At 46.1% G+C, this 26,290-nt stretch carries 27 protein-coding genes; 11 read left to right on the top strand and 16 right to left on the bottom strand.

Annotation, left to right across the window (positions count from 1 at the left end; translation table 11 throughout):
* Positions 1-33: 33 nt before the first annotated feature.
* Positions 34-1,254, bottom strand: a complete 1,221-nt coding sequence (gene arcA, locus HC752_RS10050) for an arginine deiminase (protein WP_190335017.1) — start codon at positions 1,252-1,254, stop codon at positions 34-36.
* Between the two features lie 639 nt (positions 1,255-1,893).
* Between arcA and rraB the strand changes: the two genes are divergently transcribed.
* Both rraB and HC752_RS10040 read left to right on the top strand, forming a co-directional pair.
* Entirely contained in the window at positions 1,894-2,307 is a 414-nt protein-coding gene (gene rraB, locus HC752_RS10045) for a ribonuclease E inhibitor RraB (protein ID WP_190335016.1), read from the top strand.
* A gap of 208 nt (positions 2,308-2,515) precedes the next feature.
* Positions 2,516-3,313 (top strand): glycosyl hydrolase 2 galactose-binding domain-containing protein, encoded by a 798-nt coding sequence (locus HC752_RS10040; protein ID WP_190335015.1) that lies wholly within the window; start codon positions 2,516-2,518, stop codon positions 3,311-3,313.
* A 34-nt stretch (positions 3,314-3,347) separates the two neighbouring features.
* Here the strand turns inward: HC752_RS10040 and HC752_RS10035 are convergent, their stop codons facing one another.
* Together HC752_RS10035 and HC752_RS10030 are read right to left on the bottom strand one after the other, a co-directional pair.
* A complete protein-coding gene (locus tag HC752_RS10035; protein WP_190335014.1) occupies positions 3,348-4,253 on the bottom strand; it encodes a bifunctional helix-turn-helix transcriptional regulator/GNAT family N-acetyltransferase in 906 nt (301 codons plus the stop codon).
* Between the two features lie 75 nt (positions 4,254-4,328).
* A complete protein-coding gene (locus HC752_RS10030) occupies positions 4,329-4,721 on the bottom strand; it encodes a DUF2061 domain-containing protein (RefSeq protein WP_190335175.1) in 393 nt (130 codons plus the stop codon).
* Between the two features lie 325 nt (positions 4,722-5,046).
* Here HC752_RS10030 and HC752_RS10025 point away from each other — a divergent pair, with 325 nt between their 5' ends.
* The gene (locus HC752_RS10025; RefSeq protein ID WP_238930489.1) at positions 5,047-6,318 is read left to right on the top strand and encodes a YjgN family protein; all 1,272 of its coding nucleotides are present in this window, start codon (positions 5,047-5,049) and stop codon (positions 6,316-6,318) included.
* Positions 6,318-7,310 (top strand): M48 family metallopeptidase, encoded by a 993-nt coding sequence (locus HC752_RS10020; RefSeq protein ID WP_190335013.1) that lies wholly within the window; start codon positions 6,318-6,320, stop codon positions 7,308-7,310. The genes HC752_RS10025 and HC752_RS10020 overlap by 1 nt, the downstream gene beginning before the upstream one ends.
* Before the next feature lie 94 nt (positions 7,311-7,404).
* Here the strand turns inward: HC752_RS10020 and HC752_RS10015 are convergent, their stop codons facing one another.
* Together HC752_RS10015 and HC752_RS10010 are read right to left on the bottom strand one after the other, a co-directional pair.
* The gene (locus tag HC752_RS10015; RefSeq protein WP_190335012.1) at positions 7,405-7,794 is read right to left on the bottom strand and encodes a Rid family detoxifying hydrolase; all 390 of its coding nucleotides are present in this window, start codon (positions 7,792-7,794) and stop codon (positions 7,405-7,407) included.
* Between the two features lie 75 nt (positions 7,795-7,869).
* Positions 7,870-9,123 carry an amino acid deaminase gene (locus tag HC752_RS10010; protein WP_190335011.1) on the bottom strand — a complete coding sequence of 418 codons (1,254 nt, stop codon included), beginning with the start codon at positions 9,121-9,123 and terminating at the stop codon, positions 7,870-7,872.
* 395 nt (positions 9,124-9,518) lie between these two features.
* Between HC752_RS10010 and HC752_RS10005 the strand changes: the two genes are divergently transcribed.
* On the top strand, positions 9,519-10,967 hold the full coding sequence (locus HC752_RS10005; RefSeq protein ID WP_190335173.1) for an N-acyl-D-amino-acid deacylase family protein: 1,449 nt from the start codon (positions 9,519-9,521) through the stop codon (positions 10,965-10,967).
* Positions 10,968-11,023: 56 nt separating this feature from the next.
* Positions 11,024-11,416, top strand: a complete 393-nt coding sequence (locus HC752_RS10000) for a RidA family protein (protein WP_126609614.1) — start codon at positions 11,024-11,026, stop codon at positions 11,414-11,416.
* Between the two features lie 100 nt (positions 11,417-11,516).
* Here the strand turns inward: HC752_RS10000 and HC752_RS09995 are convergent, their stop codons facing one another.
* A complete protein-coding gene (locus HC752_RS09995) occupies positions 11,517-12,068 on the bottom strand; it encodes a YtfJ family protein (RefSeq protein WP_190335010.1) in 552 nt (183 codons plus the stop codon).
* A gap of 200 nt (positions 12,069-12,268) precedes the next feature.
* Between HC752_RS09995 and HC752_RS09990 the strand changes: the two genes are divergently transcribed.
* Positions 12,269-12,478, top strand: a complete 210-nt coding sequence (locus HC752_RS09990) for a DUF1107 family protein (protein WP_190335009.1) — start codon at positions 12,269-12,271, stop codon at positions 12,476-12,478.
* Between the two features lie 24 nt (positions 12,479-12,502).
* Here HC752_RS09990 and msrA read toward each other — a convergent pair whose 3' ends face one another.
* The gene (msrA, locus tag HC752_RS09985) at positions 12,503-13,135 is read right to left on the bottom strand and encodes a peptide-methionine (S)-S-oxide reductase MsrA (RefSeq protein WP_190335008.1); all 633 of its coding nucleotides are present in this window, start codon (positions 13,133-13,135) and stop codon (positions 12,503-12,505) included.
* 550 nt (positions 13,136-13,685) lie between these two features.
* Here msrA and HC752_RS09980 point away from each other — a divergent pair.
* From HC752_RS09980 to HC752_RS24785, 3 genes are all read left to right on the top strand, one after another.
* A complete protein-coding gene (locus HC752_RS09980) occupies positions 13,686-14,879 on the top strand; it encodes an AraC family transcriptional regulator (RefSeq protein ID WP_190335007.1) in 1,194 nt (397 codons plus the stop codon).
* 92 nt (positions 14,880-14,971) lie between these two features.
* On the top strand, positions 14,972-15,169 hold the full coding sequence (locus tag HC752_RS09975; RefSeq protein WP_190335006.1) for a RebB family R body protein: 198 nt from the start codon (positions 14,972-14,974) through the stop codon (positions 15,167-15,169).
* 289 nt (positions 15,170-15,458) lie between these two features.
* Positions 15,459-15,623: a hypothetical protein gene (locus HC752_RS24785; protein WP_238930488.1), complete on the top strand. Its 165-nt coding sequence runs from the start codon at positions 15,459-15,461 to the stop codon at positions 15,621-15,623.
* A 238-nt stretch (positions 15,624-15,861) separates the two neighbouring features.
* Here the strand turns inward: HC752_RS24785 and HC752_RS09965 are convergent, their stop codons facing one another.
* Together HC752_RS09965 and HC752_RS09960 are read right to left on the bottom strand one after the other, a co-directional pair.
* Entirely contained in the window at positions 15,862-16,755 is an 894-nt protein-coding gene (locus HC752_RS09965) for a hypothetical protein (RefSeq protein ID WP_190335005.1), read from the bottom strand.
* A 260-nt stretch (positions 16,756-17,015) separates the two neighbouring features.
* Positions 17,016-17,585, bottom strand: coding sequence for a cysteine dioxygenase (locus HC752_RS09960; RefSeq protein WP_190335004.1), 570 nt, complete (start codon positions 17,583-17,585; stop codon positions 17,016-17,018).
* Between the two features lie 448 nt (positions 17,586-18,033).
* Between HC752_RS09960 and HC752_RS09955 the strand changes: the two genes are divergently transcribed.
* A complete protein-coding gene (locus tag HC752_RS09955; protein ID WP_190335003.1) occupies positions 18,034-18,849 on the top strand; it encodes a cobalamin-binding protein in 816 nt (271 codons plus the stop codon).
* Between the two features lie 92 nt (positions 18,850-18,941).
* On the opposite strand, the gene HC752_RS09950 is transcribed toward HC752_RS09955, so the two are convergent.
* The 7 genes from HC752_RS09950 to HC752_RS09920 all read right to left on the bottom strand — a co-directional run bounded on the left by HC752_RS09950 (position 18,942) and on the right by HC752_RS09920 (position 26,194).
* Positions 18,942-19,301, bottom strand: a complete 360-nt coding sequence (locus tag HC752_RS09950) for a hypothetical protein (RefSeq protein WP_190335002.1) — start codon at positions 19,299-19,301, stop codon at positions 18,942-18,944.
* Positions 19,302-19,365: 64 nt separating this feature from the next.
* Positions 19,366-19,956 carry a DUF2589 domain-containing protein gene (locus tag HC752_RS09945; RefSeq protein WP_190335001.1) on the bottom strand — a complete coding sequence of 197 codons (591 nt, stop codon included), beginning with the start codon at positions 19,954-19,956 and terminating at the stop codon, positions 19,366-19,368.
* 56 nt (positions 19,957-20,012) lie between these two features.
* Complete coding sequence (locus HC752_RS09940) at positions 20,013-20,507, bottom strand: DUF2589 domain-containing protein (RefSeq protein ID WP_190335000.1); 495 nt, start codon at positions 20,505-20,507, stop codon at positions 20,013-20,015.
* Positions 20,508-21,217: 710 nt separating this feature from the next.
* Positions 21,218-22,363, bottom strand: coding sequence for an MFS transporter (locus HC752_RS09935; RefSeq protein ID WP_190334999.1), 1,146 nt, complete (start codon positions 22,361-22,363; stop codon positions 21,218-21,220).
* Positions 22,360-23,697 carry a cache domain-containing protein gene (locus HC752_RS09930; protein ID WP_190334998.1) on the bottom strand — a complete coding sequence of 446 codons (1,338 nt, stop codon included), beginning with the start codon at positions 23,695-23,697 and terminating at the stop codon, positions 22,360-22,362. The genes HC752_RS09935 and HC752_RS09930 overlap by 4 nt, the downstream gene beginning before the upstream one ends.
* Positions 23,694-24,689: a gamma-aminobutyric-acid receptor subunit beta gene (locus HC752_RS09925; RefSeq protein ID WP_190334997.1), complete on the bottom strand. Its 996-nt coding sequence runs from the start codon at positions 24,687-24,689 to the stop codon at positions 23,694-23,696. Before HC752_RS09925 ends, HC752_RS09930 begins: the two co-directional genes overlap by 4 nt.
* Positions 24,686-26,194, bottom strand: a complete 1,509-nt coding sequence (locus tag HC752_RS09920) for a pyridoxal-dependent decarboxylase (RefSeq protein WP_190334996.1) — start codon at positions 26,192-26,194, stop codon at positions 24,686-24,688. Before HC752_RS09920 ends, HC752_RS09925 begins: the two co-directional genes overlap by 4 nt.
* Between the last annotated feature and the right edge of the window lie 96 nt (positions 26,195-26,290).

The following is a 26,290-nucleotide window of genomic DNA, read 5'->3' as shown; positions in this document are numbered from 1 at the left end:
GGATGGGTTAAAGGAGAGCGGGTGGGGCAGTCTTCAAATACCGTCGCGTTCAATAGGGCAGCTCATGCAGCGAGCGCCACCTCGTCCACGCCCCAGTTCGTTACCCGGAATCGTCAGAACTTCAATCCCTGCTTTATCGTATTTTTCGTTGGTGTAAACGTTGCGCTCATACGCGACAACAACACCGGGTTTCACCGTGAGTACGTTGTTGGCATCGTTCCACTGTTCGCGTTCAGCCTCGTAACTGTCGCCACCAGTGGTGATGATCTTAAGGTGATCAATATCCAGTGCTTGTTCAACCGCATGGATGTAATTAGGCACTTGCTCGACGTTCATCGCTTTACCCCCATTGGGTGTTAGACGCCAAGTTTCCAAGTCATTACGCATGATTTCTGGGTAGACCGAGAACGTATCCACATCCATGTGTGTCATGACGGTATCTAAGTGCATACACGAGCGGTGTTTCGGCAGGTTGATCGCAATCACCTGAGAAGCTTGACCCGATTCAAAGAGCCCCGCAGCAAGGTTCTCGACACCTTGAGGTGTGGTTCGCTCTGACATACCAACCAACACGGCACCGTTACCAATGACCAAGACATCACCGCCTTCAATGTTGGCGTTATCGTAATGCAAATCTTCATCACCGAAGTATTTGATAAAATCTTGACCTGCGAATACAGGGTGCCAATGGTAAATGGCACGCAAGTGGTTCGTTTCACGTTGACGTGCTGGCATCATCATGGGGTTCAGCGAGACCCCACCGTATACCCAACATGACGTATCTCGGGTAAAGAGATGGTTTGGTAGAGGTTCAATCACAAAGTCCAAAGGCTGATGCATCTTCGGTAGCATAGAAGCGGAAGCAATAGGCAGCTCTGAGTAGGCTAAGCCACCGAGTAAAACCGTCGCTAGGTGCTCGTTATCCATTTTGCTCAAGTAATGCCGCAGCTCTCGGGCAAAGGTTGGACCGTAGCGAAAATCTGAAATCTGAGTATTGAGTAGCCATGTTCTGGCTTCTGACACGGCTAAGGTTTCAACAAGAAGATCGTGAAGCAGTAATACTTCGACGCCTTGTTTTCTTAGTGTTTGTGCAAAAGTATCGTGTTCTTCACCTGCCGCTTCCACTGCTAAAACATCGTCAAACAACAGTTCCTGACAGTTGGAAGGGGTTAAGTGGGTGAGTGCGCGCTCGGGGCGATTTAACAACACTCTGCGCAATTGACCGACTTCAGAGCCGACATACAGCTTACTCATTGGGTGTCCTTTCTAATGATTCCGTAACTAACCCTATTGCTTTATTTAGGCTCCACTTCCCTTGAAAGAAGCAAGTGGCTTGGATGAAACAAAAGGGTGACCTGCATTGAAATGAGGTCGGAATCACATTTATTGCAAGGATGAAGACAAGATGCAAGTCGGTTATTTAGTGATAAAATTGATGTTTGTAATAATATCTAGATGATTTATCTGGTTTTATTTATATATATGGTTTTTTGTGTTGTTTTTTGGGCGAGAGGAATGCAATGCTAGGGTGCCTGAATATTCATATCGGTTGGTGAGTATGGCGTCATGATACTCGTCACTATGTGAATGAAGATGCACTAATAAGGTGAAATTGTGGTAAATCGTTCAGTTTTATGCAGCTCTATGGATTTCCACTCTATGCAATATTGAGTCATAAATTGGCGTATTTATTAAAAACTGCTGATAAAAGCCTGACCTGACTTTGTTCTGTTTCAAAAAAAAAGAGCACATTTGTTAATATTTTGTTTCTGTGACGCAAGGTCAGTTTTGGTTCGCAGAAAAAATGTGAAAGGATCGAGTTTGCTGGTGGTAATTTTCAGCGAACCGTGCCATATTTCACGCGTTTAATTACCCAGAGAGCGGAGCAATCGAATGTCTCAACAAGATGAATACCTGTCGGTAGAAGCGTTACTTGAAATTCAAAAAGAAGACACTCGCGAAATCATCAGTGCATTACTTGAAGACGGCAGTGAACCTGATGCTCTGTATGAAATTGAACATCATCTGTTTGCGGAAGATTTTAACACGTTAGAAAAAGCGGTAGTCGAAGCATTCAAAATGGGTTTTGAAGTCCTTGAAGCCGAAGAAACAGAAGATGAAGATGGCAACAAACTACTCTGCTGTGATGCCGTGATGGAATCCGCTTTAGATGCTGAACTCATCGACGCTCAAGTGGAAAAATTGGTTAATCTTGCCGAAAAATACGACATCATCTACGACGGGTGGGGTACGTATTATGAAGGGGAAGACGCCGCTTACGATGTGGAAGAAGACGACGAAGAATAATTGTCTCGATACTCAAATTAGTCCTTTTAGGTCGTTTGAGTTTGTCCCCATTTAGAAACGCTGGCTTGATGCCAGCGTTTTTTGTTCCAGCGTCCCGAGCTTGACAGTCGTTTTGGTTATGCGGTGGTCAGACATTTGAAATTTCATTAGAAATTATGTGTCTCATTTCATTATAATGCCTCTCAAATTTGATCTGGCTCAATTTAATATGCAGTTTTCACTTGCAGGTCTTTGGCAGCTTTCGCCTTTAACAGACCTCTCGATTCCCCAAGGTGACATTACCTTTCCAGCCCCCCTTAGTGCGGTGTTGCCAGAGTCTGTTTCTGAATCGGACATTCGTCATCAAGAATGGCATTTAATGCATGACATTGAAGTAGACGACGCCATGTTGGCATTTCCAGCGGTCGATTTGGTGGTGGCGGGCGTGGATTACTATGCCGAGGTTCGGGTTAACGGTGTGGCAGTATTGGATTGCGATGGCACTCAGAATCGTTATAAGAAGGACATTCGCCCGTATTTACAGCCAGGTAGAAATCGCTTTGAAATTTTGTTCTTGGAGCAAGATGAAGACTGGCTACTGGACGAAACACCAGAGATTTGCCAGTTGAACCCAGAGCCTGTGTTAGAAACAGATAAGCGAGTTGGAATATGGCAGGCGCCCTACCTACAATTTATTCGAAATTTGAGGCTTGATCATATTACCACGGAGCAGATCTGGCACCATGGTGGTGGTTGTGAGTTTAAAGTGGACCTCTACTACCAAACCTTCGCAGCGGGGTTGGTGTCGGCCTCGGTAAAATTTGATGGCATGACCTATCATATCCCTATTGATGTCAGAGCCGATCACGCAACCGCGTTGTTCCAAGTCGACGCACCGCGCTACGCCAACCCCATTTTTCCTGATGATCGCGATCTCTACCAGTTAGATGTTGTGTTGGATGGGCAAAGCCAAAACATGCGCATCGGGCTCAGTAAAGATCTCTGCGTGATGCATTTTCCTGTTTAGCAAGGACTAGAGCTTATTTTGTATAGAATCAGGCTTAAAGCGCCTTCGCCATTACCACTTCACAGGCATCGTGACCAGTATCTCCCCACGGGGCATCTAAATGTTCAAACCCGAGGTTTTCATAGAGTTTGATGGCGGTTTTCAAGCATTGGGTAGTTTCAAGGTAACACTGCTTGAAACCTTGATGCTGGGCGTGATCCATGGCCATTTTGGCGATGGTTTTAGCTAAGCCTTTGCCTCTGGCTTCCGGTAAAAAGTACATCTTCTGTAATTCGCACACGTCATCTCGACCACGTAAAGGGGCGTAACCACCGCCTCCCACTATTTTTCCATTGTTCTCGATAATCCAGTATTGGGAGCGGGGCTGCGAGTACACGTCGTATAAAAACTCTAAAGTCGGATCCGCCACGCTATAGCCTTTATCAGAAGAAAGCCCATGTTCTTCTGAGACCGTTCGTATCACCGCGGCCAATGCGGCGTTGTCGCTTTTTCGTATTGGACGCAAAGTCAGTTCGTAGCTCATTTTGGATGAGATCAGTGAACGGATGTAGTGATCCAGAGCGCTCTGTAACCTTGCTTGCTCTTCAAAAGACATTTGGCTTAGTGCGGCTTCGTAGCGCACGTCTTGTTGGTGGTTTAACTGCTGAAGAAGATCGTATCCTTTTGCCGTTAACGTATAGAGAACACTGCGTTTGTCCTGTTGATTCGCTGTGACTTCAATGCACAGCTTGCCGGCGAGGCTTTTAAGTGCTCTGCTGGCGTTGGATTTGTCGATGTTCAGCCTTTGAGCAACCTGATTTACGGTGAGTACCTGCTGTTCTAATTCAATTAAACAGTGTGCTTGAATCGGGGATAAATCGATGTTCCCACATTGCTTATCGAGTAAACCAAGTTCACGAACAAGGTTGCGTGAAAGAGTGCGTAGTGTTGAGGTATCCATACTAATCACTAAATATAGTTGCGACTAACAACTATATTTAGTGTGATTTGGCGACGAGATCAAGAGGCAAGGATCCTAAATGTGCTGATGCTGACAAAAAGGAGCCAAACCGCTGCGTTTTAGCCAAACTCTTTCATGGAAATAATACGCCACCGTATTAAGGCTTGGTTCCAATACCGCCATGATTCCACCGATGAAGGCATCCCCCGTAATTAGATAGGTGACGGTAAAGGCGACGCCGAAGTGCACGCTGGCAAAGCTGGCTGTTTTGACTTGAGTTCGAGACTGATGGCGTCGTAGCCACGACAATTGCGCCCACGCTTTTTCGTGGAAATAGAACGCTACGGTATTGACGGAAGGCTCTAGCATCGCTACTAGGCTGCCAAGTAAAATGTCACCCGTTAGAAGGTATGCGACAGAAAATGCGATGGAAAAATGGAGCAATGCAAAGGTTAGGGTTTTCTTCATCATTCTATCCTACATAGTGAATTTACTTTGGTATGAGCCAGTATCTTCATGATTTTCACTTTGGTAAAATCGATTGTTTCTATTGTTTTGATTGTTTATACCTAACATGGGTAAAGCAAGCGCTTCCTAATTCGCAATATTGCAAATAAAGTTGAAGTGAATGAATTGGTGGGTGGCTGACAGGTTATTAGGCTGGTATTTTAGGTGTCGCGGTTCTTTTAACCGTTGGAAATATTGTAAGTCTTATGGTCATCTCTCTCGCTCTCAGACCATAGACAACGACTTAAATGATAAGGTGTAGAGCGAATACGTCAGAATGAACAATATGGAACAGAACAATAATATGGAACAGAACAGCAGCATCGAACAGAACAACGATATCGAAGAGAACAGCAGTATCGAACCGAACGACAAAAAGTACCCGTTCAAATTTGAAGGGGAAGGGGCAGAGTTTTTTGGGATTTGGATCGTCAACGTTCTGCTGTCGGTAATTACGCTGGGTATTTATTCTGCGTGGGCGAAGGTGAGAACCAATCGGTATTTTTATGGCAACACTCGGCTCGATGGCGATGGTTTTGACTATCACGCCAAACCGATGCAAATTTTAAAAGGGCGCATTATTGCGTTAGTGGTTTTTGTTATTTGGAATGTTGTGAGTCAGTTTTCTCCTGAAATCTCTGGGGCGATGATGCTGATCTTTTTCGCGATTCTCCCTTGGTTGGCATGGAGCAATGCGCGTTTTGATTCGGCGATGACCAGTTATCGCAATGTGCGCTTTTCCTTCGCAGGGACGTTAAAAGACGCATACATTGCTATTTTAGGGAAAGGGATGGTCATCATTGCATTGTTTTTCGCGGGTATGGCGGCAATAAACTTCGAGATCATTCCGGTTGGCGTGCTTTTACTGCTGGCGATTCCTTTTGTGTTCGTCTGGGTTTTGGTGGGGATTTCGAACTACTTTGCTAATGGTTATCGCTATGGTCAACGTACCTTTTCTGCTGAATACACAGTAAAGGCTTACTTAGTGATTTATCTGAAAACCCTATTGTTTGCTATTGGTTTGTCAATAGTCTTCGGGGGTGTGGCATTTTTGTTCGCTGGGTCTTCTTTGCTTTCAATGTCGCCTTCAGATTTTCAGCTTTCAGATGGTGGATTCCCTAATCTCGCTTTTTTCGGTTTGATCATCGCAATCTACATTGGTCTCTTCTTTGTTGGGGTGATTGCCAATGCCTTTAAAACGGCGCAAATGCGTAATTACACGTTTGCTCAATTGAACATTGATGACATTGATCAAGCGACGGCGAATCGCCTTCAAGATGAAGAAGAACAACCGAAAAGCCATGGTTTTACGTTTGAATCGACGTTAGCCACTTGGAGCTTCGTTTGGCTGATTTTGACGAACTTTGTGCTTCAGCTTGTCACCCTTGGTATTGCCAGACCCTGGGTGATGGTAAGAACCAGCCGATACTTAGCCAACCATACCTATGTGATTGGCGATCTGCCTAACCTCGTGGTAGAAGGCGAAGAGCAGAATATGAAGTCAGCGATCTCCGATGAGATGGCTAACGTCTTTGATGTCGACATTGGGATCGGTTAATGCGAGTCACAGGCATTGCGCATCCCCCGAAGAGCTCCGCACGTCAAGAGGCGGAGCTGGATTTGTCTCAGCGTGATTTTATGTCTTTGCATGTAGATGGGCAGATTTTCAGCGCATCCATTCATGATATTGATGTCACGGATTCGCCAGGCAAATTGCCGTCGACAATCCGATTGCCTTCTGGTTGGATGTTCGTACCAAACAGTGCAGAGAAGGTGAACGATTTTCTCGTACAGCATGGTAAAAAGAGCCGCCTGAGTAAGCTGGAGAAAAACGCCAAAACCACCATTATAGGCACGTTGCTGATGGTCGGATTAATCATAGGTGCTTTTACCTATGGCATTTCTTGGTTCAGCAAACAAGTGGTGACTTGGTTGCCCGATGAGGTGCATGAGGTGTTGGCGGATTATGTTCTCACCTCCATTGACGAGGAATGGCTCTCACCTTCTGGATTGCCCATTGAACAGCAAGAGGCGATCAGAGCACGATTTTATCAGCACCTAGACAAGCTCCCGCCCATTCCATTTCCCCCTCAGTTGGAGTTTCGATCGTCCGACAGTTCAGCCAATGCCTTTGCACTGAGCGGAGGCGTGATCATCATGCTGGATGACATGGTCGAGTTGGCTCAGACAAATGAAGAGCTCGATGCCATTTTGCTGCATGAACTTGGTCATATTTACCATCAGCACGTCATGTACAGGCTGGTTTCATCCAGCTTGGTTTCAGCGACGGTAGCAGTCATGACAGGGGAAAGTTCGGGCCTTATCGATACCATGGTGGGGGCGGGTGTGTTTGTGTTGCAAAGTGGGCATTCCCGAGAGTCGGAAATAGAAGCGGACGAATTTGCCAAAATGGCGTTAAAGAAACTATACGGAACGAGTGAGCCGCTGGCCATCATCTTTGAGCGTTTGCAAGAGGAGTCGATGGCGATGCCAGAATGGCTAAGTTCGCACCCTGACATGGAGAAACGCATTCAAGAGGCGAGAGACTAGCGTTCTGCATTGTTCCCTAGGAGATAAAGATGAAAAACGAGTGCCAGCGCACTCGTTTTTTATTCATTTCTAAGCCGTTTCGTATCCATTCAGGTTACTTGCGTACGGCAATCGCTTCAATTTCGATTTTTACATCTTTAGGTAGGCGGGCCACTTCTACGCATGAGCGCGCTGGGTAGTTTGCGACATTGTGTTCATCGAAAAACGCGCCATACACCTCGTTGACAGTACCGAAATCGTTCAGATCTTTTACGAATACGGTGAGCTTTACGATGTCGGCCACAGTCAAACCGGAAGATTCCACCACCGCTTTGACATTCTCAAGAGACTGACGCGCTTGTGCCGCGATGTCTTCGGGGACTTCACCCGTTGCTGGAACCACTGGGATTTGACCGGAAGTCAGTACCATATTGCCAAGATCAACGCCTTGTACATACGGGCCAATAGCCGCAGGGGCAGATTCTGTGTGTAGAACTTTCGTCATTATTTTCGTTTCCACGTTGTTCAAAAGGGGTTTCAGTGTGCCTTTTGAACCCCTATTCGTAAAGAGGTGAGCGTTTTAAAAATGCGTTTCTACTAAATGCGTCACTTGGTAGTCGTTATCACACACACAAATATAGCGCCACTTATCAAAGGTTAAACAAGGGTGAGAGGTTGAAAACACCACAATATCCCCCACCGTCAGATCGCTGTATTCCGGTATGGCTAAGAACGTATGCTGATCCATAATGTCGGTGGCCGTCAGCCCTTCAACACTCACGGCTTCACCATGGCGATAGGCTCGCTCGGGTATGGGTAAACCCGCGTCGAATGCCACATCTCGTTTCCCCATTCCGATGATGGCTTTTCCCGGCTCAGGAATGGAGAGCACATACGCCCAAAGTTCTAGCGACGACATAAGGTCGCCCCCCATCTGACAAGCCACACTGTTGTCTCGCTGGCTGCGTGCCATGACGGTGTGCTGGGCATCTTGGTAAATGCCTTTGTCATGAATGAGGTAACAACCGGGTCGAATGATCGCCGTAAGGTGCGATTGATTGGTAAAGCACTCAGCAACCACGTCATACCATGCCGACCCCGCCCCCGTCAGAATGGGGCATTGGCGTTTGATTAAGCCTTGTTGTTTAAAAGACAGTGTGAGCTCAACCGCGCTGCCAATAAAATATCGGATCCGACGTTCTGAATCCTCACATTTGGGGATCGCCCCTTCATAGAATTCGACACCATGAAGCTCGACTCCGGGCAAACCTCGGATCATCATCGCCATTTTTTGCATCGATTCTGGGTGTCGGACACCACAGCGCCCGCCTGCTATGCCATATTCAATCAGAACGTTGATGACTTGTTGTCGTTCATGGAAAAAACGGTTCAATTGTTCTACGTTTTCTTGCGAATCGACGCAGCAAAAAAACTCGACGTCATTTTGAGACAGCAGTTGTGAAGCGCTGGCCATATTAGCCTTGCCCACCAATTGGTTGGCGAGCAAAATGCGTTTTGCACCGGCTTCGTAGGCGACCCAAGCTTGCTGAATGTTGGCAACCGTGATGCCCCAAGCGCCTGCTTCTAATTGCTGACGGAACAAGTCTGGTGTCATGGTGGTTTTGCCATGAGGTGCCAATTTCACACCATGTTGATCGGCGAAGCTTTGCATCCATTGGAGGTTACTTTGTATCGCTGACTGTTTAATCACGGCGGCTGGCAGCATGATCTCTTCGTTGATCAAACTGTACTGCCCTTTGTGATGGCTTTCGGCCCAAACGCCTTTGGATCCCGCCGTTTCAAAATGTTCTTGGTAATGAGTAACACGCTTCATGGATTTACTTTCCTGCCTGCTGTTTTCTAACAAGGTCAAAACTTCAATCAGTACTTTGCTTTATCTCGATTCTAACTTTAGTTGATGATAGAAACTATCATACAACGTTTTTTAAATTGTGCAGATTCTCACTGTTTGGTCATTTAATTCCACCTACTATCCACTTGGGATTGAGCGAGGGGAAGTATGATTTTTCCTGTTAAACCCCTTCAATTTATTGTTTTTAAATGATTATTGGTTTTGTTTGAACGGATCCCCACTGATGGCGTCACTGTTTTTCTTTACTTTGTACGCTTGGGGAATTCATGTTAGAAAAAAACCTATTCAGAGTGGTAATACCCAAAGAGAGTGGTAATACCCAAAGAGAGTGGCAACGCCCAAATGGAGGTCGATACATGCAATACGATGTGGTGTTCCGAAATGTGCTGGTGGTCGATGGCACAGGCAAGAACACGTACAGTGCAGATGTCGCTGTAAAAGAGGGGAGTATTGCTGAGGTGGGGGATCTCACCAGTGCCGATGCGATCACCTTGATCGACGGTCATGGGTTCGCGCTTTCTCCAGGCTTTATTGATGTGCACACACACGACGATACCAATGTGATTCGCTATCCAGATTGTTTGGCTAAGATAAGCCAAGGCGTGACAACGGTGGTTGTCGGGAATTGTGGTATCAGCGCTTCTCCCGCAGTGCTAGCGGGCGATCCCCCCGATCCAATGAATCTACTCGGTAAACAAGCGGACTTTCAATATCCGACTTTCCAATCGTATGCTCAAGCGGTTGAAACCGCGAAACCCGCCGTCAATGTGGCGGCATTGGTCGGGCATACCACACTTCGCAATAATGTCATGGATGAATTGCACCGAGCGGCATCGGCGCAAGAAATGGCAGCAATGAAAGCCGCGCTGCATCAGGCGATGCAGGAGGGGGCATTGGGGCTAAGCTCCGGTTTGGCTTATGCCAGTGCCAAGCAAGCCCCCACGGAAGAAGTGATGGCATTAGCAGAGGAACTCGCCGAGTTTGGTGGTATTTACACCACGCACATGAGAACCGAGTTCGAACACATTTTAGACGCGATGGATGAAGCGTTCCGTACAGGAAAGCACGCCAAAGTCCCTGTGGTGATTTCGCATTTAAAATGCGCGGGAGCTGGGAATTGGGGGCGTACCGTGGAAGTGTTGGACTTGATGGAGAAAACGGCGAAGCATCAGGACATTGGCTGCGACTGTTACCCCTATTCCGCGAGTTCTTCCACTCTGGATCTTAATCAAGTCACCAGCGACGTCGATATTTTCATTACTTGGTCGGACACCCGACCGGATCTCGCGGGGCGTATGCTTAAAGACATTGCTCGCGAGCTAAACCTATCGCTGATGGACACGGCAAAAGCCCTTCAACCTGCGGGTGCCGTATACCATTGTATGGACGAATCGGACGTCGAGCGGGTCCTGAAATACAAACTTACTATGGTCGGGTCTGACGGGTTACCCAATGATCCTCATCCTCACCCTAGATTGTGGGGCACGTTTCCCAAAGTGCTTGGGCATTACAGCCGAGAGCGAAAGCTCTTCACCTTGCCCGTGGCGGTACACAAAATGACGGGCATGTCGGCTAAGCGTTTTGGGTTGGCTAAAAGAGGGGAAATACAGCCGGGTTATTTTGCCGATCTAGTGCTGTTTGACCCCAATGAGATCAGTGATGAGGCCACATTTGAACACCCCGTTGCCGCCGCAAAGGGCATACACCTTGTGATGGTGAACGGTGAAATCAGTTATCAAAACGGGCGTGTCGCCCAAACGCGACATGGCCGATTCTTGTATCGAAACGAACACAGAAACCAATAAAGACGAAGGGGCATGCCCTCACGTACTGAACTGGAATGTAATACTTGGAGAACATTATGACAATTAAGCGTTATGGCATAGAAGGCGGAACGGGAACGGGCGGGCAGCACTTGCCATTTGCACGAGCAACCGAAGCAGGTGGATTCTTATACGTATCGGGGCAAACACCGATGACCGATGGGGAAGTCGTAGAAGGTGGAATTGTGGATCAGTCTCGTTTGGCGATTCAAAACTGCGTCGATATTATGACAGAAGCTGGCTACGGGCTTGAAGATGTGGTTCACGTGAAAGTGGTTTTGACCGACTCTCGCTACTTTCAGTCGTTTAATAAGGTCTTTAAAGAATTCTTTGGCGAGCACCCACCTGCGCGCATCTGTATGGTGTGTGACTTAGTGGTGGATGTAAAAGTCGAAGTGGACGTGACCTGTTATCGAGAAGATCGCCGATAAAACGAGTCATGTTTAACGAAAAAGAGCGCCGTTTGGCGCTCTTGGTTTATGTGCAAAACGGTTTCTGTAAAAAGGAAGCCGTTATGTTAAGTCAAAATCGTTACAAGCTGGCCTTAACAAGCTTAATCACTTCCGCGATTTCCGCTTCCGTGAGCGGCCCTTCTTTCACAAACAGAACCGTTCCTTCTTTGTTGAGTACGGCAATGGCAGAGCTTTCCTGTTTCAATTCCCAAGCTCCTGCCGTTGTACCGTCTTTATCTAATACGATGGACGACCAAGAGAACTCTTTTTTGCTGTCTTCTGCCGACGATTTTACAAAAGATCCGGTACCCCACATGGCGTCATCTTGGTTGATGATGGTGGTGGTTTGATAGGCTTCTTTAGGGAAGTCGGCGGCGGTAATGGCCGTCATTAAAGGGGCGTTCATTTTTTTAGCGCTAGAGCGACCCGCGATGGCTTGAATGACGCGCACCTTGCCAATCAAATTGGCAGTAGACCATTCGGCGTATTCGATTTTGTCACCTTGCAGTGTCAGTTCACCGTGTTTAACGACCTTCACGGTTGGCAAGCTTTTGCCTATCTCGATAGTGTGTGCCATGCCTATTATTGGTGCAGCGACAAGGATTAGGGTGGAGAGCAATTTCAGTTTCATAATATTATCCGGCTGATTTTATTGATTATGTATACGGCACATTCTATTGGTTCGATGTGTCCGCATTCACAGGTTAGCCTAATTCTGCGTATTAAGGTGAATACTTGACGTTAGTTTTGCTGACTTGGCTCTAATTTTGCACAGTTGAACAGAAAGTCACCGCACAATTCAAAAAGCGTCAAAAAAGGGTGGAAGGAATTATGGAACGGGTCTTTAAACACTATCATCCAAAGCAGATCGCCAAATTCGTCAAGATTCTGTTCAAAGGATCATTTTGTATCGCTGGCATCGGTATGTTCTACTTTGAGGAAGGAAAAGTGATGCTGCCAGACATCAACAATAAGCAGATGCTTGGGGTCATGAAGGAAGTCAATGCGACGATTGACTCCCTCTCAAGGTTTGCGGCATAACCTGATTTTTTCACTGCGGTGGACTTACCTCTCGGGTGGGAAGCAGACTCCTGTCCCTCCAATACCGCAGTATCCTTGGGGATTTTTTGCTAAGTATTGCTGGTGGTAAGTTTCAGCATAAAAGTACGTTGGGGCAGGTAGCACGTCGGTGGTTATTGTGTTTCTTTGTTCAGCGGAAAGGGCTTTTTGGTATTCCTGCTTCGAATCCAACGCCAGCATCATTTGTTCTTCGCTGGACACATATATAGCGGAACGGTATTGCGTGCCTAAATCGTTTCCTTGTCGCATACCTTGGGTCGGGTCATGGCTTTCCCAGAAGGTTTTCAGCAGTGCTTTGAATGAAATTACTTCTGGATCAAACACCACTCGTACTACTTCTGTATGCCCCGTTTGCCCGGTACACACCTCTTCATAAGTTGGATTCTGCGTAAAGCCGCCCGCGTACCCGACCGAGGTGGATACCACGCCATCCAACTTCCAGAACAATCGCTCTGCCCCCCAAAAACAACCTAAGCCAAGTAAGACTTCTTGTTGGGTGCCTTTTGGTGAGTCGAAGAGGTTTGATTGATTCACAAAATGCGTTGCTTTTACGTTAAGCGGTGTGCTTCGACCTGGCAATGCATCATTGGCTGACACCATGGTGAGTTTGTCTGCCATGTTGATTCCTTTCTTTTCTGAGGTTCTTATCTGCATTTAACAATAGTTAAGGTGAAAGAATCAATGGTGGAATGCGTTGTACGTTCAAGAGCCCTGTGTTTGTACTTAGAGCGCAATCGAGTATTTAAGTAGCAGGAGAGCGTTTAGGTAACAGCAGAGCGCTTAGGTAACAGCAGAGCGCGTAGGTCATCGTATGAAAGAAAAATAAGCAGTGAAATAAAAAACATTAACTGATTAAATTAATAATAATACTTTTGTTTATATAATGGATATTGTTAGTTTTTATTTCCAATGAGAAATTGGTTGAGTTTATTAAACTTCTAATTCTTTCTCTATATATGGTTGTTTTCTCACATTAATCTGAGTTATTTAGCATAGCTCACTTCGATTTAATTTACCCGTAATCTCAATTCCCTTGTTTTATCGTGATCTCTTTCATTATCCATGCATCGAATCACTCGTAAAGATCGTAATAAACACCAATATTTTAATAAGTTGCCCAACTAGGATGTGTGTTCGACATAACTTGGCTAGATAAAAGGAATTAATTATGAACACAACATCAAATGCAATAAATGCAGAATCCAATGTTTTTGAACAAGGAAAAGCTCTGAGTAAAATAATTAAAAAAGAACCAATAATAGGTTGCGCATCATCTGTACTAAAAATAAAGCAGCAAATGCATTTTGCTATTGAAGTGAATATGTCGGTTTTTATTACTGGAGAATCCGGTACGGAAAAAAATGAACTCGCCGAGTTTATCCATCAAGAAAGCCGTATGCCAGCCAGTAGATTTATTCGTATTTCTTCCAGCTTTAGTGGGGTTGATGTGTATCAACTTCATTTAGAGCACGCTTTGGAGGAGGCAAGAAATGGGACGCTATATTTAGAAGACATCGATGTGCTATCCCGAGATATACAGGACTTTTTGATTGGTCAATTCACCATGGGCTTATATCACAAACGGTTAATTAAGAATAATGTGAGGCTAATGGTATCTTGTCGTGAATCATTAGAAGAGCTCAAGAAAAAGAATGCTTTTGTTGATGTGCTGTTAGACATTAATTTACCGCACATAGAAATGAATATTCCACCATTAAAAAAAAGAAGTGATGATATCCCTGAATATGTGGCACATATTTTGTGCGAATTTGGTATAGGCAATGATATACACGTTTCACCTAGTGCTCTGTTTCTACTTAAGCAATACGATTGGCCCGGAAATATTACTCAGCTGCGAAGTTTTCTGATATTGATGGCGTCGTGCTGCGACGGTGTTATTTGTGAAGATGATGTGTTGTCTTTAGGGGTTATTTCTAAAAAAGAGTGTACATACGATATACTCGAAACCGTATTGGAGCAACGGTATGAACGGCTTGAAAACTTGCACCCAGCACTGAGAAAAGCACTGATATTTCTTGGTAACAATTATACAGAGTGCATCAAACTCAGCGATATGGCCAGTGCGGCTTACACCAGCCCTTCTCATCTTTCTTATCTTTTTCGCGAGCACCTTAACCTCTCTTTCAAAGCGATACTTGTGCAAATTCGTATTCAAAAAGCCAAACAGCTGTTCGATGTCTCCCCAATGCTTAAAGTCACGGATGTATGTTTGCAATCTGGTTTTGGCGATCTCAGCCATTTCGAGAAGATGTTTAAGCGCTATGCCGATTGCACTCCTCGCCAATATCGAGAACAGAAAAGGCAGCGTACTCAATTTACTTTTGCTGCCTCACCCGTTTGATATGAAGCCCTTATTTGTTCGTTGTTTTCACCAAGTGTGATTCAGCCGCGATACGTAATATGAACCGCTGAACGGACACAAAGAGCATTGTGATGGAAGTCGATATTGAGAAAATGCTGCGTGCGTTTTCCCCTGTTACCTCAAGAAACATGCACCTAGCGATGGTGGCAGATTCTATGGGGAAAACCGCGGAAAATACCACTCACGCACAGCAGCACATTCAAACCATCTTGGTGACGAACACGGCACTGGGATCTCAGACTGCAACCATTCAAGGCGTGAATGCGTGAACAGCCATAGGAACGGCAGCTCTGAGCAGAGCGACAGAAGAAATCGTCGAGAAAGACGGTGAATAAGGCGTAAAGTCGTCTCGTAAGACATGTTAGTTTGGAAAAGCTTCTGAGAAAAACCAATCCATACCCCATTTAGGCCAACCCTTTTTATTGGCCTTTTTTTTTTGGGGGGGGGGGGAGAAAGCACAACCGACAAAGCACAACCGGAAAAGCAAAACAATCCGTTGCTCAACCGACGGCCATTGCCATTCAAGACGCCGCAGATAATCTCCGTAACCTGAATACCGTGAGTACAACAGCCCTTGGTGTGGCGCTTTCAGAGCTGCTGGGCACTGGCGATCCTAAAGACATTCAAGTGATTGAACAGGCTCAGAAAGTGATGGGAAAAGGCACAGAGCACTTTGCCGAACTGGGCAGTAAGGCTGCCGATGTGGCAAAGCAATTTAATTAAGGGGTTTGTAGGAGGAGGAGCAATGCAAATGCGTTATGTCGTTTAAAAACACTCTGTTCTTAATGGGTTTCAGCTCAATGCTGGTTTTAAAGGCATGGTGAGCGCTTGGCTACTGCTCTCGTAAATCCAAGTTGAATGAATTCATTCAACTTGGATGGTTTATCTCGGTCAATAGACCTGAGTAGGGTGTTGAACGTGAACGTCTGCTTCCCGGAAAAGCAGAGGTACTATGCGTTCATCAAGCTACGTTGCAGCAGCTATCGGTAAGGATGGTGAATGTGTCATTGCCATCGATTACTGTTAACGCGGAATAGTCGTCATCGTTGTAGCCAAGCCAATTGAGATAGGCCTCTTGAGCATCACTTAGGTTGCCATGAGTCACAGAATCCACATCCGTTAAAGCAAAGTTGGAACCTGTAACAATCAGACCATAAGGTTCATAGCCGTTGTTTCGCAAGTGTTCAGACGTTAAGTTGAAGTTGGACGTTTGAGACGTACCCACAATCACTTCAAAATTTTTGAAATCAACAGAGTCATCGGATCCAAACACAAACTTATCGAAACCGGATCCCCCGTCAATATCTCGTACAATGCCATCTTTTGCGTTTTTCAGTTTGGATATGTCGACATAGTCATTTCCAGAACCAGCATTGATGGTGACGTCTGTTAAGTGTGAATTTTTACTGTTGACCATTGTGATCACATCACATCCAGCACCCGTGTTAATATCAAAATCGTTTTCCCAAAGGCTGTTGTTGGACTGGACAGATATATGGATCTTATCGTTACCGCAGCCTGTATCAATATCGCCGCGCTTTGAGTTATTGATGAAGACTTTTGAGCCACAGTAATTATTGAGGGTGACGTTTACATCAACAAAGTTATTTAAGTGAACCCAGTTAGAATCCCCCTCTATCTTGGCCTCCTTATAATTACCTTTATCCCACTCCTCTGTTTTGGCGTAAATTTTACCGCCATACCCCCAATCGTAATTGCTCAGGTCAACTCCTTCGTCTAATCCGAAAGACCAACCCGAGCCAATGATCGCTTGAGTAGCATTTTCAACTGTTAAATTTCCGGCTGTTCCCGTGCTATCTAAGTTTGTAGTGCCTACCAACAATACATCTTTCATAACCATAACCTCCATTTAATTGAAACGACATGTTTCGAGTTAGAGTCTATTTGTTAATTTTGCGTTAGGAAATGTGTGAAAGAGAGATTCATCTCAATATAGGGCGCAACGTATGACGAATAGGTTACAGTCAGCCATCATCAATTCATTTGATTGGTGTAGTTGCACTGAGTTTAATTTAATAATCCTCATACTATAAAATTAGTTTTACTGAACTTATCGTATCTAACAGTTTGATATTTAAGTGTTTAATGAATTACTTATATTTCATAGGCCCACTGTTTTTGAGTCATCGTCTCAATTTTATTGGATTCTAAAGAGTAGAGTTGGGCTGCACTCAGTGGAGGGGAATAGATATGCAGGGTGACCAAATCTTGTCCATCGGGTTGCAAATTAGAGATTTGGTGGATTTGGTTATCGTAGCTGGATGTGATCTGATCTCTTTCGAGGTGGGCGGAGCTGATCGCCAATATGTGTCCATTTTCAACACGTTTAAAATGCGTTTCTGTCGCTTCACCTTTCAGTACTTTGACTCCGCAATTAGAACCTTGATGATCGTGAATTCGACTTCTCTGACCGTTTAACCACCCTAGAATGAGAACTTCTACATTTTCGCTTTGGTACAAGTAGTGCCGATGATATTGGTCACGATCAAAGACCGACAGCTCCTCGATTGTTTTATCGTCGACACGAATGTGTTCTAACAAAAAGCGAATGACCGGCAGTGATAGTGGTTGAGAGGACTGATCTAAGTGAGAGATCAGCTCTTTAACACATATAGGTTGCACTGAAGATGAGGGGGCAGATAGCAATTCCGTTAGCATTTTCATATTCGTAAAATCCATTTTGATGAAAGTAGCTTTAGTTTAAAATCAGAACAGGAGAATTAGTTTTCAATTTATTGACGAATTCTTAATCTTTTAGCAATATTTTTCTAACAAATGGATGTATTTGAAAAAGGGTTACTGAGGCTTGCGCTTTTCGCAAACAATCACAATGTGCAATCAATGTGCAGTTAATGTGCAATCAGTATGCAATCAAAGTGTAATTTCAGTGTAAATATTCGTGTGTGACGCTGTATTCCACTGCTTGGTGTGTTGAGTGCCTGTCTTTTCAGTGCCCGTCGATGTCGAACAACGCGCACGAAGAGGCATCAATGCCATATTCCTCAACGCGCCTCATAGGTGTCCCGAGACTCTGGTCTAAACCTTGCGGTTTATTCCATTTGAAATGTCTCTATAATTCCGCCATCTAATCATTATTGAGCGGGTCAAACCCATGCCAATTCTCGCGCCACAATGGCCACAACGAATCATCTGTCTAACAGAAGAAACCACAGAAGCACTGTACTTGATGGGGGAAGAAGACCGAATTGTTGGTGTGTCTGCCTACACCGTTCGTCCTGAAAGAGCGAAGCGTGAAAAGCCCAAAGTGTCGGCGTTTGTGAATGCACGCATCGAGAAAATCATGGATCTCAAACCCGATTTGGTGTTGGCGTTTTCCGATATTCAGGCAGACATTGTTCGCGACTTGGTTAAACAAGGGGTCGATGTGCACTGCTTCAATCACCGCACTTTAAGTGACACGCTGCAAATGATACGTACACTTAGCGCGCTGATCGGTGAGCCACAAAAAGGCGAAAAGCTAGTACAAGAATTCACCCAAGGGCTGGCGGAAATCCAAGCAAGTGCCGATTCACTCACTCACAAACCGAGAGTGTATTTTGAAGAGTGGTTTGATCCGCTGATCACTGGGATTACTTGGGTCAGTGAGCTGGTGGAGCTCGCCGGTGGCATTGACTGCTATCAAGAATTTGCCAAAGAATCATTAGCGAAAAACAGAATCATTGAACACCCTGAACAGGTGATAGAAAAGCAGCCCGACATTATCATCGCCTCTTGGTGTGGTCGTCGTTTTCAAAAAGAGAAACTCACTCAGCGAGAAGGCTGGCAGAACATTCCTGCCATTCAAAATGATGAAGTGTATGAAATCAACTCAAGCGACATTCTACAACCCGGACCCGCTGCGCTGACCGATGGCGTAAAACAACTTCACCAAATCATTAAAGGGTGGAGTGAGAGGCAGTCAAATTAGTTTTTAGAGCCGAAAAGTGAAAGAGAGCTGCACTAACATTTCATGAAAATGCTAGTGCAAAAGAGCGGTCCCCATGGCTCAGAGCGCCACGATTATTCAATATGTTTCGAGATGATGTCATCCACCTTTTGCGGATCAATGGCGAACTCGGGTTCTGAATTTTTCTGCTCTACCAGCCATTGAGGGGCTTTTTTAAACCCAATATGGTAGGCAATCGACTCCAAGACGACCTGATGTTCCCCAATGCGAACGACCGTGAAGCTTCGTTCATTGCCTATGATTCGTCCTTTAGGGAATTCATTTAAGCAGCGATTGACAAACGCCATCTGCTTATTGGTTTCTGATTCGGTCGGGATATTTCCGGGATCGGTTGTTCCCACTACCACTCTTTCAATATGACCGACTTCGGTAATATCAAAAGTATTGACCTGCGACGTACCTTGTCCAAACATAATTTTCTACTTTCTTAACCCAGTGGATTGAAAAGGCTCCGAATACGAAGCCTTGAGGATGGAATTACGCAGGAACCGGCGCAATAGATTGTTGAAGGATATCCAGTACGCGGGACAAACCTTCCGGTGTACCAGATTGGCGAGCTTTCACCGCGACGTCATATTTTGCCGAGTTGTCAGACTTACGCTGCGTTTCTTTGCTAGAAGCAACGGAACCCTGACATTTCACTTTGACGCTCCATGGACCAAATTTACCTTCCGCTTCCGCAGCGAATGAGGCAGCGCGATCGGTTTTGGTTTGTTCACTGAATGACGATTTCACTTCCATCATAAAGTTCACGTCCACTTCAGATACCTGAAGCGTCGGAACCGATACAATGGAGATGAAAGGCACACTCACTTTGTACTTGGTGCTTTCAATAGCGACTGAACCATCAGCTTGTTTGACTTGTTCGGGTTTTTCAAATGAGAAGGGCACCATACGAACGGAAGTGTTTCCGTTGGCATCTTTTTCGAAACCGACATTCTCAATGAAATCCGACGTGGCTTTCGCCAGTGTGACTTGCGCATCACAAGCTGCAGAAAGCGGGCCGCCAATCAGTTGGTCCATAGGGAGTCCGCCAAATTGGTCGGACATTTTTACGAGTTCACTCATAGTGTCTCCTTGTTGTGTGTTATGAGTTGTGTGTTATGAGTTGTGTGTTGCGTGGGTTAGAAAAGTTTTAGTAGCTCGTTTTGTAGCTTTAAGTAGGCTTCAGTGGCTTCGCCTGCTTCGAATTCGATTTCCATTGTCGCTTTGCGATCCCCTTTCTCGCTGCGACCTGAAAACAGGTCTGTCGACAACACCTGCTTTAATCGGCTCTCGGGCTGTTTGTTGTTTTTAGTGGCGGTATCCACGCCATCAACACCGTTCAAGCTAATATCGAATTTGGAAATTAATTTTTTGATCTTTATTGGATTGTTCTGGGTAAGGGTAATAAGGGGAACGTGGATTTCTCGCTCAGCCAACTGACCTCTGGCTCGTTTTTTGTCGGCTTCCGGACCAAAGGCAGGAACTCGAAACGAAATCATTTTCGGGCGACCATCTTCATCAAACCATTCATTGATGTTTTCTAACGTTTGCCGTTCTATTTGGTCTTGCGCTTCGGAAATAGAACCCATGATGGCTTCAACCAAGTTTTGTAATGTCAGTGTCGAATTAGACATGTTGCTTTCCTTTCCATGTATGTAAGGGCGAAGAAGGAGTACGCGCTTCGTTGAAAGAATGAACTCAAAAGTAGTGCTTCCCCCAAATCCCAATAGCAGTGTTTGCTTGATGCCAATGGCGAATAACGCAAATGGCAGAAAATGCAGCGCTTACAGCTTTGTTAACGTCCAATATAGTGATTATGAAAAGTGCTTACTCGGGGAGGGTTATGGTTTAAGCCGGGTAATCGAGGAGATAGAAGAGAGGCAACCCAAAAAAGAATATAAAGGGCTTTCTTGAGGCGCTTGTCCTCTGGAGAGAAACCACTTTTGAACCCTAGGCGACAGCCATAGAGCTAGAAATAGGTAAAGATTGCCGTTGTGGTTTGAGGGGCGACTTGCTGTGATGGATGGGTTTCGTGTTTTCTTACAGCAGTGAGTGTCCCTGTTATTTTCAGTCGCGGTAAACACAACCATATTGATGAAAAAGTGCCACCCATACTTGAAAGACTGAATATCAACGCGTTTGAATGGCTAATGGCTAATGGCTAATGGTTTGTCTATCACTGAAAAAATAACGCGCTGATTTTGTTGGCTAACGCGTTGATATCGGCGAAACCCGCAACGGGACGAAAACGGATTTCCGAGTACACGCTGCCAACGTCAATCAAACTTCAATACAAATAGATGCATCGCCCATGTTGTGCGGTGTGAACGGCGCTGCCCCCAAACTACTCAAACGTCTGCCGTGGGGCTAACAGCTCATACACAAAGAACACCAGCAGGGCGCAGCCAAAGGCGATCAGTACCGTGGTCATCCCTTCTGACCCCATCCAGTCGAGCATAAAACCGATCACCAACAAGCCCGTCATGCCGCCTAAGGAGTCCATAAGGGTGTAGCTCATGTTGGCGCTCATTTGATCTTGCTGGCAGAAGCGCTCGCCTACCGCCGTTAAGCCAATGGCGTAGATGCCTCCCATGGAGCCTCCCCAGAAAAACAGCAGCGTCAGTGCCAGCCAGTATTCGGTGTACACCGCCAGTGAAAGGTACACAGCGCACACCACCGAGGTGAACATGCAGCCCAGCACCACAATGCTGCGGTTGAGAAAAGACGCCCCAGTGCTAACAAAGATGCCAAGGGTGACGCTACCAAACATAAACATGGTCAGCAGAAGTTGAGATTGCGATTCCGTGAGTGCGTTTTCCATGCCATATAAGGTGAGAAAAGAAGGCAAACCAAAGAAGCTGATGCCGCCAACAAACGCTGAGACTAAAATGACTTTGGCGTGGCGCAGCGCGAACCGCACCCGAACGGTGCCCGCATGGTCGGAAGACGACGTTTTTTGCCCAGCAAACAGCAGAAGCACAAAAGGCAAGCTGGTGATGATGGCGCTGGTTTCCAGTTGCCATTCTGGGTCGATATACGGCAGTTGAAGCAGCAAGGGCCCCAGTGCAAGCCCACCAGACAATGCCGCCGAAAATAACCCCATCACCAAACCTTTCAGCTTGCCTTGAATACAGGTATTTAAAGAGGTTTGGATGATCACCAGCATCATCCCCGTCGATGCGCCGTAGCAAAAAATACCCATCAACCATAATGGGTAGTGTTGACTGTGAGAAAGCAACACAAGGCTGGAAGCCCGAAGTGCCGACATCAGAAGAATAGAGGGAGACAGCCCCCATTTTTCCACGCAGTGAGAAAGCGGGCGATAAAGCAAAAGGATACCGATGATCTCAAAACTCATGGCAAACCCGATCAAGGTATTGCCATAACCTTGTTCACTCATGGTGAGCGGGATGGTGACGTAGTTAATGCCAGAGGAAAGCTGAACAAACAAGGTCGCGACGATCAGTAAAAAAGGGGCAATTTTTGTCATTCCGTATTCTCCTTATACACTTTCCAAATCAGTTCGATCCGGTTTTTTTCACCCAAGACTAAGTCGAAGCCCATTTGCCTTAGGCGATTGATGGTGCTCATGATGCCTAGCTCGTTTGGGGCTTGTTGTGCCATATAGGCACTGCCCGTAATGTGTTCAAATTCGTTGTCGATCAACGAGTGAATGGTGCTGAGTTTTGAAGACGCATCCAAATAGAAAAGGGTCGAAAATGCCCAACAATCGAGGTGTTCTTTTAATAGGCGGGTTTCCGCTTTAAGAGGGGCGGATTGCGCTCTTGCCAATTGGGCGTGCAGTTGTGTGAGTTCTTCCGTGATTTTATCGCTGGTGAACACCGCTTCTGTTTGCATTGGAATGTGCCAGTCATGAAACCCTTTGCAACGTTTGTAGGTGTGTTGATCCAATGAGTGGAACCAATCCTGAACCGGTTGCTTGTCTGGTTGAAAGGCTAATGGTCTTAAGCTTTGCGAGTAATGGTAAAGCGCTCGAATGCGTGGCGTATGCTTGACCAGATCCCTTGGGATACGGTGATAGAAATAGGTGAGTAACCCAGAAAGCAATACGTTCAGGTGATGAGCGCGAGACAGCTTTTCTTTGGCGTCGGCTTCTCGATGGCGAATGATATTGAGGTGATTGACTTGTGAACGGCGTATCCACCAGATGATCATCCCCACAATCAGCCCCAAAAACAGAATGATGATCTTGGCTTTATCGAACACACGCTCAATGCTTTCGAGCCTGTCTTGAAAGGCGCTCACTTCCAAATCCATGGCCAATACGCCAGCAAAGTCCCCTTCGTTGCTATAAAACGGCGCATACGCACTGATGAAACTGCCCCATTGGTCACGGTAGGTGCTGATCTCTACACTGTGTCGTTCTAGGGAGCGTTTTAACTCGATCGGGGCATCGTCATACAGGGTCATCAGCGCAGGAGGTGGATCGGGCAAGCCGTCGCCATCGGCGTCGTTCTGCGGGCTTGGGTTCACCATAAAGTAGACGTTATTCTCTTTGAGCACGCTGGTGTATATGTAGCGAACATCGGTGGCAGCGCGGCGGATCTTTTCCATTTGCATGGCCATTATTTGGTAGCTGCTGTCGGACGCTTTGGTGTTGTCATCAAAGGTCAGATGCCGAGCGCCATCGAGCGTCGAAGCGGAGGCTCTTACTGTCGAAATCAGCCCTATTTTTATTTGATCTTCCAACGCATTGAGCGATTTGGAATAGAGCAAGTAAGTGGTGACCCAAAGCAGCAAGATAAAGATGGATGAGCAGAGCACCGCTTCAATGAGGGTCTGTAAAGGTTTGGATGGTTTCATAACTGGCTGTTTACTCCGATCAAGATGGCTATCGCGGCAAGAAAAAAGGTCGGGAATGCGGTTCGGCAATATGGAATCAAAGCGTGGGTGGCTTTGCCTTTTTCTTCGCGGATTTTGACGAACACGATGATCAAAATGGCGGCGAATATACTGACGTACCCCATGATGATCATGCGCTCAATAAAGGTGGTGTAGGGCAAGCGTGGCAGCAGGCTACTGGTGTAGAAGGTGTACGCCACCACGGTCAGCATCATGGTAAACGATGTCATTAGGCGTTCGGAAAACCCTTCAATCCAAAAAACGGCCCAACTTGCGACCAGGATGAGCGACAGCGGCAGAATAAACTGCCAAAGGTAATAGTTCGGTTTTCTATTGGCATCAATGGTCACGGTTAAGCGGGAGTAATAGGTGCTTTCTGTGTTATTCAAATGGTGGTAGCTGTGCTGGCTAACCTCCGCGGTGGGGGTGTTTTCCATGTCCCATTCGCTGATGATCTTGTTGGTGAACTCTTCCACGTACACGCTGGCGTGACCAAACTTTAAGCGTTGTTGGTCGAACGAAAAAGGCTCCATGATGATTTCAAAAGATTGGCGGTCAAACGGGAAACGGCGAAAGTCCATTTCTGTGGTGAAGGTGGCTTGAAACCGTTCGTTATAGGTTATGTCGCCAGTGCTGGATATCACCAAGCGTTTATTGGGCGTGAGGCGCTGTCCTATGATGTTGATGAATTCAAAGGCGGGTACCCAAGAGCCTTCTTCAAGCAGCTTGTCTAAGTGTCGGTTTTCTATTAATCGATCACCCGATTTCGGCTTCAGCGGGTGCTGAATGTCTTGCCAAGTTGCCACGAAATAACCATCGATTTTGTAGGTTTGGTCAATGGTGTTCACGCCGTAAATTTTATTGATCGAAAACGAGGTGTGAATAACGTGCTGCGCCTTTGCTGAAAAAGACAAAAAAAGCCACACACAAAGTAATGGAAATAAAGCTTTCATTGGCTCTCCTTTAGAGTGTTTGGGTGAGCAAGGTTGGATTGAAGGCGAACCGAGCGAGATTGAGGGCGATCAAAGTGAGGCTGGCTGACTAAGGGGTTGAGTGTCGGCAATGCATGGGAGCCAAAGTCCTTGCTGGTGGAAAGTTCAGCCAAAAATTGATCAATCAAGGGGCGCTGAACGTGGCTGAGCAACACCACGTGGCTAAAACGCTGAGGTTTGCCATCGATTACAATGTTCTCCTGTGCCAGTGAATATTTTGTGTTGATTTGGCGAGAGGGGGATGAAAACCGAACAATGTTGGCACCCGGCATGCGGGGCAACACCGTGAACTTTGGTTGGTGTGGTTGATGGGGATGGCGTTTCGAATTGGCGAGTCGTTGCAGCGCCGTATGCAAATATTCGGCATTGCTTTCATTTTGCTGGGCGATCTGTTTTAACCCTTGTGTGCCCAGCGACGTCAGCCGTTCCCATAGGTAAAGAGAGTAAAGCCCTTGCCGAGATCCTGCAATGGTGGAATCGCGTCCAGCAATGTAGGTTGGGCGAGACGATGAGCCGACTTTGTACCTTTTTTGCATAAGGTAAACCCCACAGCTCCAAGGTGCCCCTAACCATTTATAAGGGCTGGTACACATCGACATCACTTCTCGATGGCGAAACTCATAAGGGTCTGAAGAGACGGAAAACGGAGACGATTGCAGAAACGGTGAGAAATTGGCAGAGAGCGCGCCATCCACATGGACCCAGTAACGCCGATTTTGTTCTGTGTTGACACCGAGTAGGGGTTTTAATGTTGTCAGTATTCTAAAAATGGCGTCACTGCCGCCACTGAAGGTGGTGCCGTGATTGAAAAACAAAATGACCGGATGTTGCCGCTTTACAAAAAATTCTGTAAGGCGATATAAGTCTTGCTCGACCACCGATCCGTATTCATCCACTGAGAGGTTTTTCTGCCAATCCCCTTGGTTAATGGGGCAAGCGCCGAGCTTTTCACCCACTTGGTTGAAGGTGGGGATCCCCAATATTTGGCAAGCTTTGTAAGTCGAGTAATGGGTGCAGGAGGAGCTGATTAAGACGGGTGGGTTAGGCACATGTACCGATTTTTCATACCCTTCTACGGCGCTGCCGCTTAAGTAGTCCCTCGCATTCCATAGGGCGTACAAGTTGCCTTCTGTTGAGCCCATTGAGGTGACGTAACCCCAATAATTTCGCTGCGAGTTTGGCATGGTCATGCCCCACAGTCGGGCGTAATAATCGAGAACGGCACGCTCAAATTGCTTGGCGTTGATTTGATAAGAGCCCTCTTCATACCCGTCGCCGAGGTTGAGTAAATTCAGCGACAAAAAGGGGTGCATCTCCGGTGAGAAAATCACCTCTTGGTTCGTTTGATAACCCAAAAAGTGTGATTTCTTCAGGCGCATTTCATCCCAGTAATGGCTTAATATATGGGCCTTTTCGGATGCGGATATTCCATTTTCACAGATGGATAGATAGTGAGGAAAGCTCATAGGTGCCTCAGATTATGTAAATGACTATCTCATTAATTTAGCGAGGCTGCGCCGTTCAAACGTGGGCAATACTGTGTTTAATTCGGGGTTAAAAAA

The organism is Vibrio sp. S9_S30, assembly GCF_014694455.1.
GTDB lineage: Bacteria > Pseudomonadota > Gammaproteobacteria > Enterobacterales > Vibrionaceae > Vibrio.
The sequence above is the reverse complement of the archived record's forward strand: the minus strand, read 5'-3'. Positions and strand labels throughout refer to the sequence as shown.

Coding starts and splice junctions, on each gene's coding strand:
- arcA (WP_190335017.1), bottom strand. CDS start 1,254: ATGAGTAAGCTGTATGTCGGCTCTGAAGTCGGTCAATTGCGCAGAGTG.
- rraB (WP_190335016.1), top strand. CDS start 1,894: ATGTCTCAACAAGATGAATACCTGTCGGTAGAAGCGTTACTTGAAATT.
- HC752_RS10040 (WP_190335015.1), top strand. CDS start 2,516: ATGCAGTTTTCACTTGCAGGTCTTTGGCAGCTTTCGCCTTTAACAGAC.
- HC752_RS10035 (WP_190335014.1), bottom strand. CDS start 4,253: ATGGATACCTCAACACTACGCACTCTTTCACGCAACCTTGTTCGTGAA.
- HC752_RS10030 (WP_190335175.1), bottom strand. CDS start 4,721: ATGAAGAAAACCCTAACCTTTGCATTGCTCCATTTTTCCATCGCATTT.
- HC752_RS10025 (WP_238930489.1), top strand. CDS start 5,047: ATGGAACAGAACAATAATATGGAACAGAACAGCAGCATCGAACAGAAC.
- HC752_RS10020 (WP_190335013.1), top strand. CDS start 6,318: ATGCGAGTCACAGGCATTGCGCATCCCCCGAAGAGCTCCGCACGTCAA.
- HC752_RS10015 (WP_190335012.1), bottom strand. CDS start 7,794: ATGACGAAAGTTCTACACACAGAATCTGCCCCTGCGGCTATTGGCCCG.
- HC752_RS10010 (WP_190335011.1), bottom strand. CDS start 9,123: ATGAAGCGTGTTACTCATTACCAAGAACATTTTGAAACGGCGGGATCC.
- HC752_RS10005 (WP_190335173.1), top strand. CDS start 9,519: ATGCAATACGATGTGGTGTTCCGAAATGTGCTGGTGGTCGATGGCACA.
- HC752_RS10000 (WP_126609614.1), top strand. CDS start 11,024: ATGACAATTAAGCGTTATGGCATAGAAGGCGGAACGGGAACGGGCGGG.
- HC752_RS09995 (WP_190335010.1), bottom strand. CDS start 12,068: ATGAAACTGAAATTGCTCTCCACCCTAATCCTTGTCGCTGCACCAATA.
- HC752_RS09990 (WP_190335009.1), top strand. CDS start 12,269: ATGGAACGGGTCTTTAAACACTATCATCCAAAGCAGATCGCCAAATTC.
- msrA (WP_190335008.1), bottom strand. CDS start 13,135: ATGGCAGACAAACTCACCATGGTGTCAGCCAATGATGCATTGCCAGGT.
- HC752_RS09980 (WP_190335007.1), top strand. CDS start 13,686: ATGAACACAACATCAAATGCAATAAATGCAGAATCCAATGTTTTTGAA.
- HC752_RS09975 (WP_190335006.1), top strand. CDS start 14,972: ATGGAAGTCGATATTGAGAAAATGCTGCGTGCGTTTTCCCCTGTTACC.
- HC752_RS09965 (WP_190335005.1), bottom strand. CDS start 16,755: ATGAAAGATGTATTGTTGGTAGGCACTACAAACTTAGATAGCACGGGA.
- HC752_RS09960 (WP_190335004.1), bottom strand. CDS start 17,585: ATGAAAATGCTAACGGAATTGCTATCTGCCCCCTCATCTTCAGTGCAA.
- HC752_RS09955 (WP_190335003.1), top strand. CDS start 18,034: ATGCCAATTCTCGCGCCACAATGGCCACAACGAATCATCTGTCTAACA.
- HC752_RS09950 (WP_190335002.1), bottom strand. CDS start 19,301: ATGTTTGGACAAGGTACGTCGCAGGTCAATACTTTTGATATTACCGAA.
- HC752_RS09945 (WP_190335001.1), bottom strand. CDS start 19,956: ATGAGTGAACTCGTAAAAATGTCCGACCAATTTGGCGGACTCCCTATG.
- HC752_RS09940 (WP_190335000.1), bottom strand. CDS start 20,507: ATGTCTAATTCGACACTGACATTACAAAACTTGGTTGAAGCCATCATG.
- HC752_RS09935 (WP_190334999.1), bottom strand. CDS start 22,363: ATGACAAAAATTGCCCCTTTTTTACTGATCGTCGCGACCTTGTTTGTT.
- HC752_RS09930 (WP_190334998.1), bottom strand. CDS start 23,697: ATGAAACCATCCAAACCTTTACAGACCCTCATTGAAGCGGTGCTCTGC.
- HC752_RS09925 (WP_190334997.1), bottom strand. CDS start 24,689: ATGAAAGCTTTATTTCCATTACTTTGTGTGTGGCTTTTTTTGTCTTTT.
- HC752_RS09920 (WP_190334996.1), bottom strand. CDS start 26,194: ATGAGCTTTCCTCACTATCTATCCATCTGTGAAAATGGAATATCCGCA.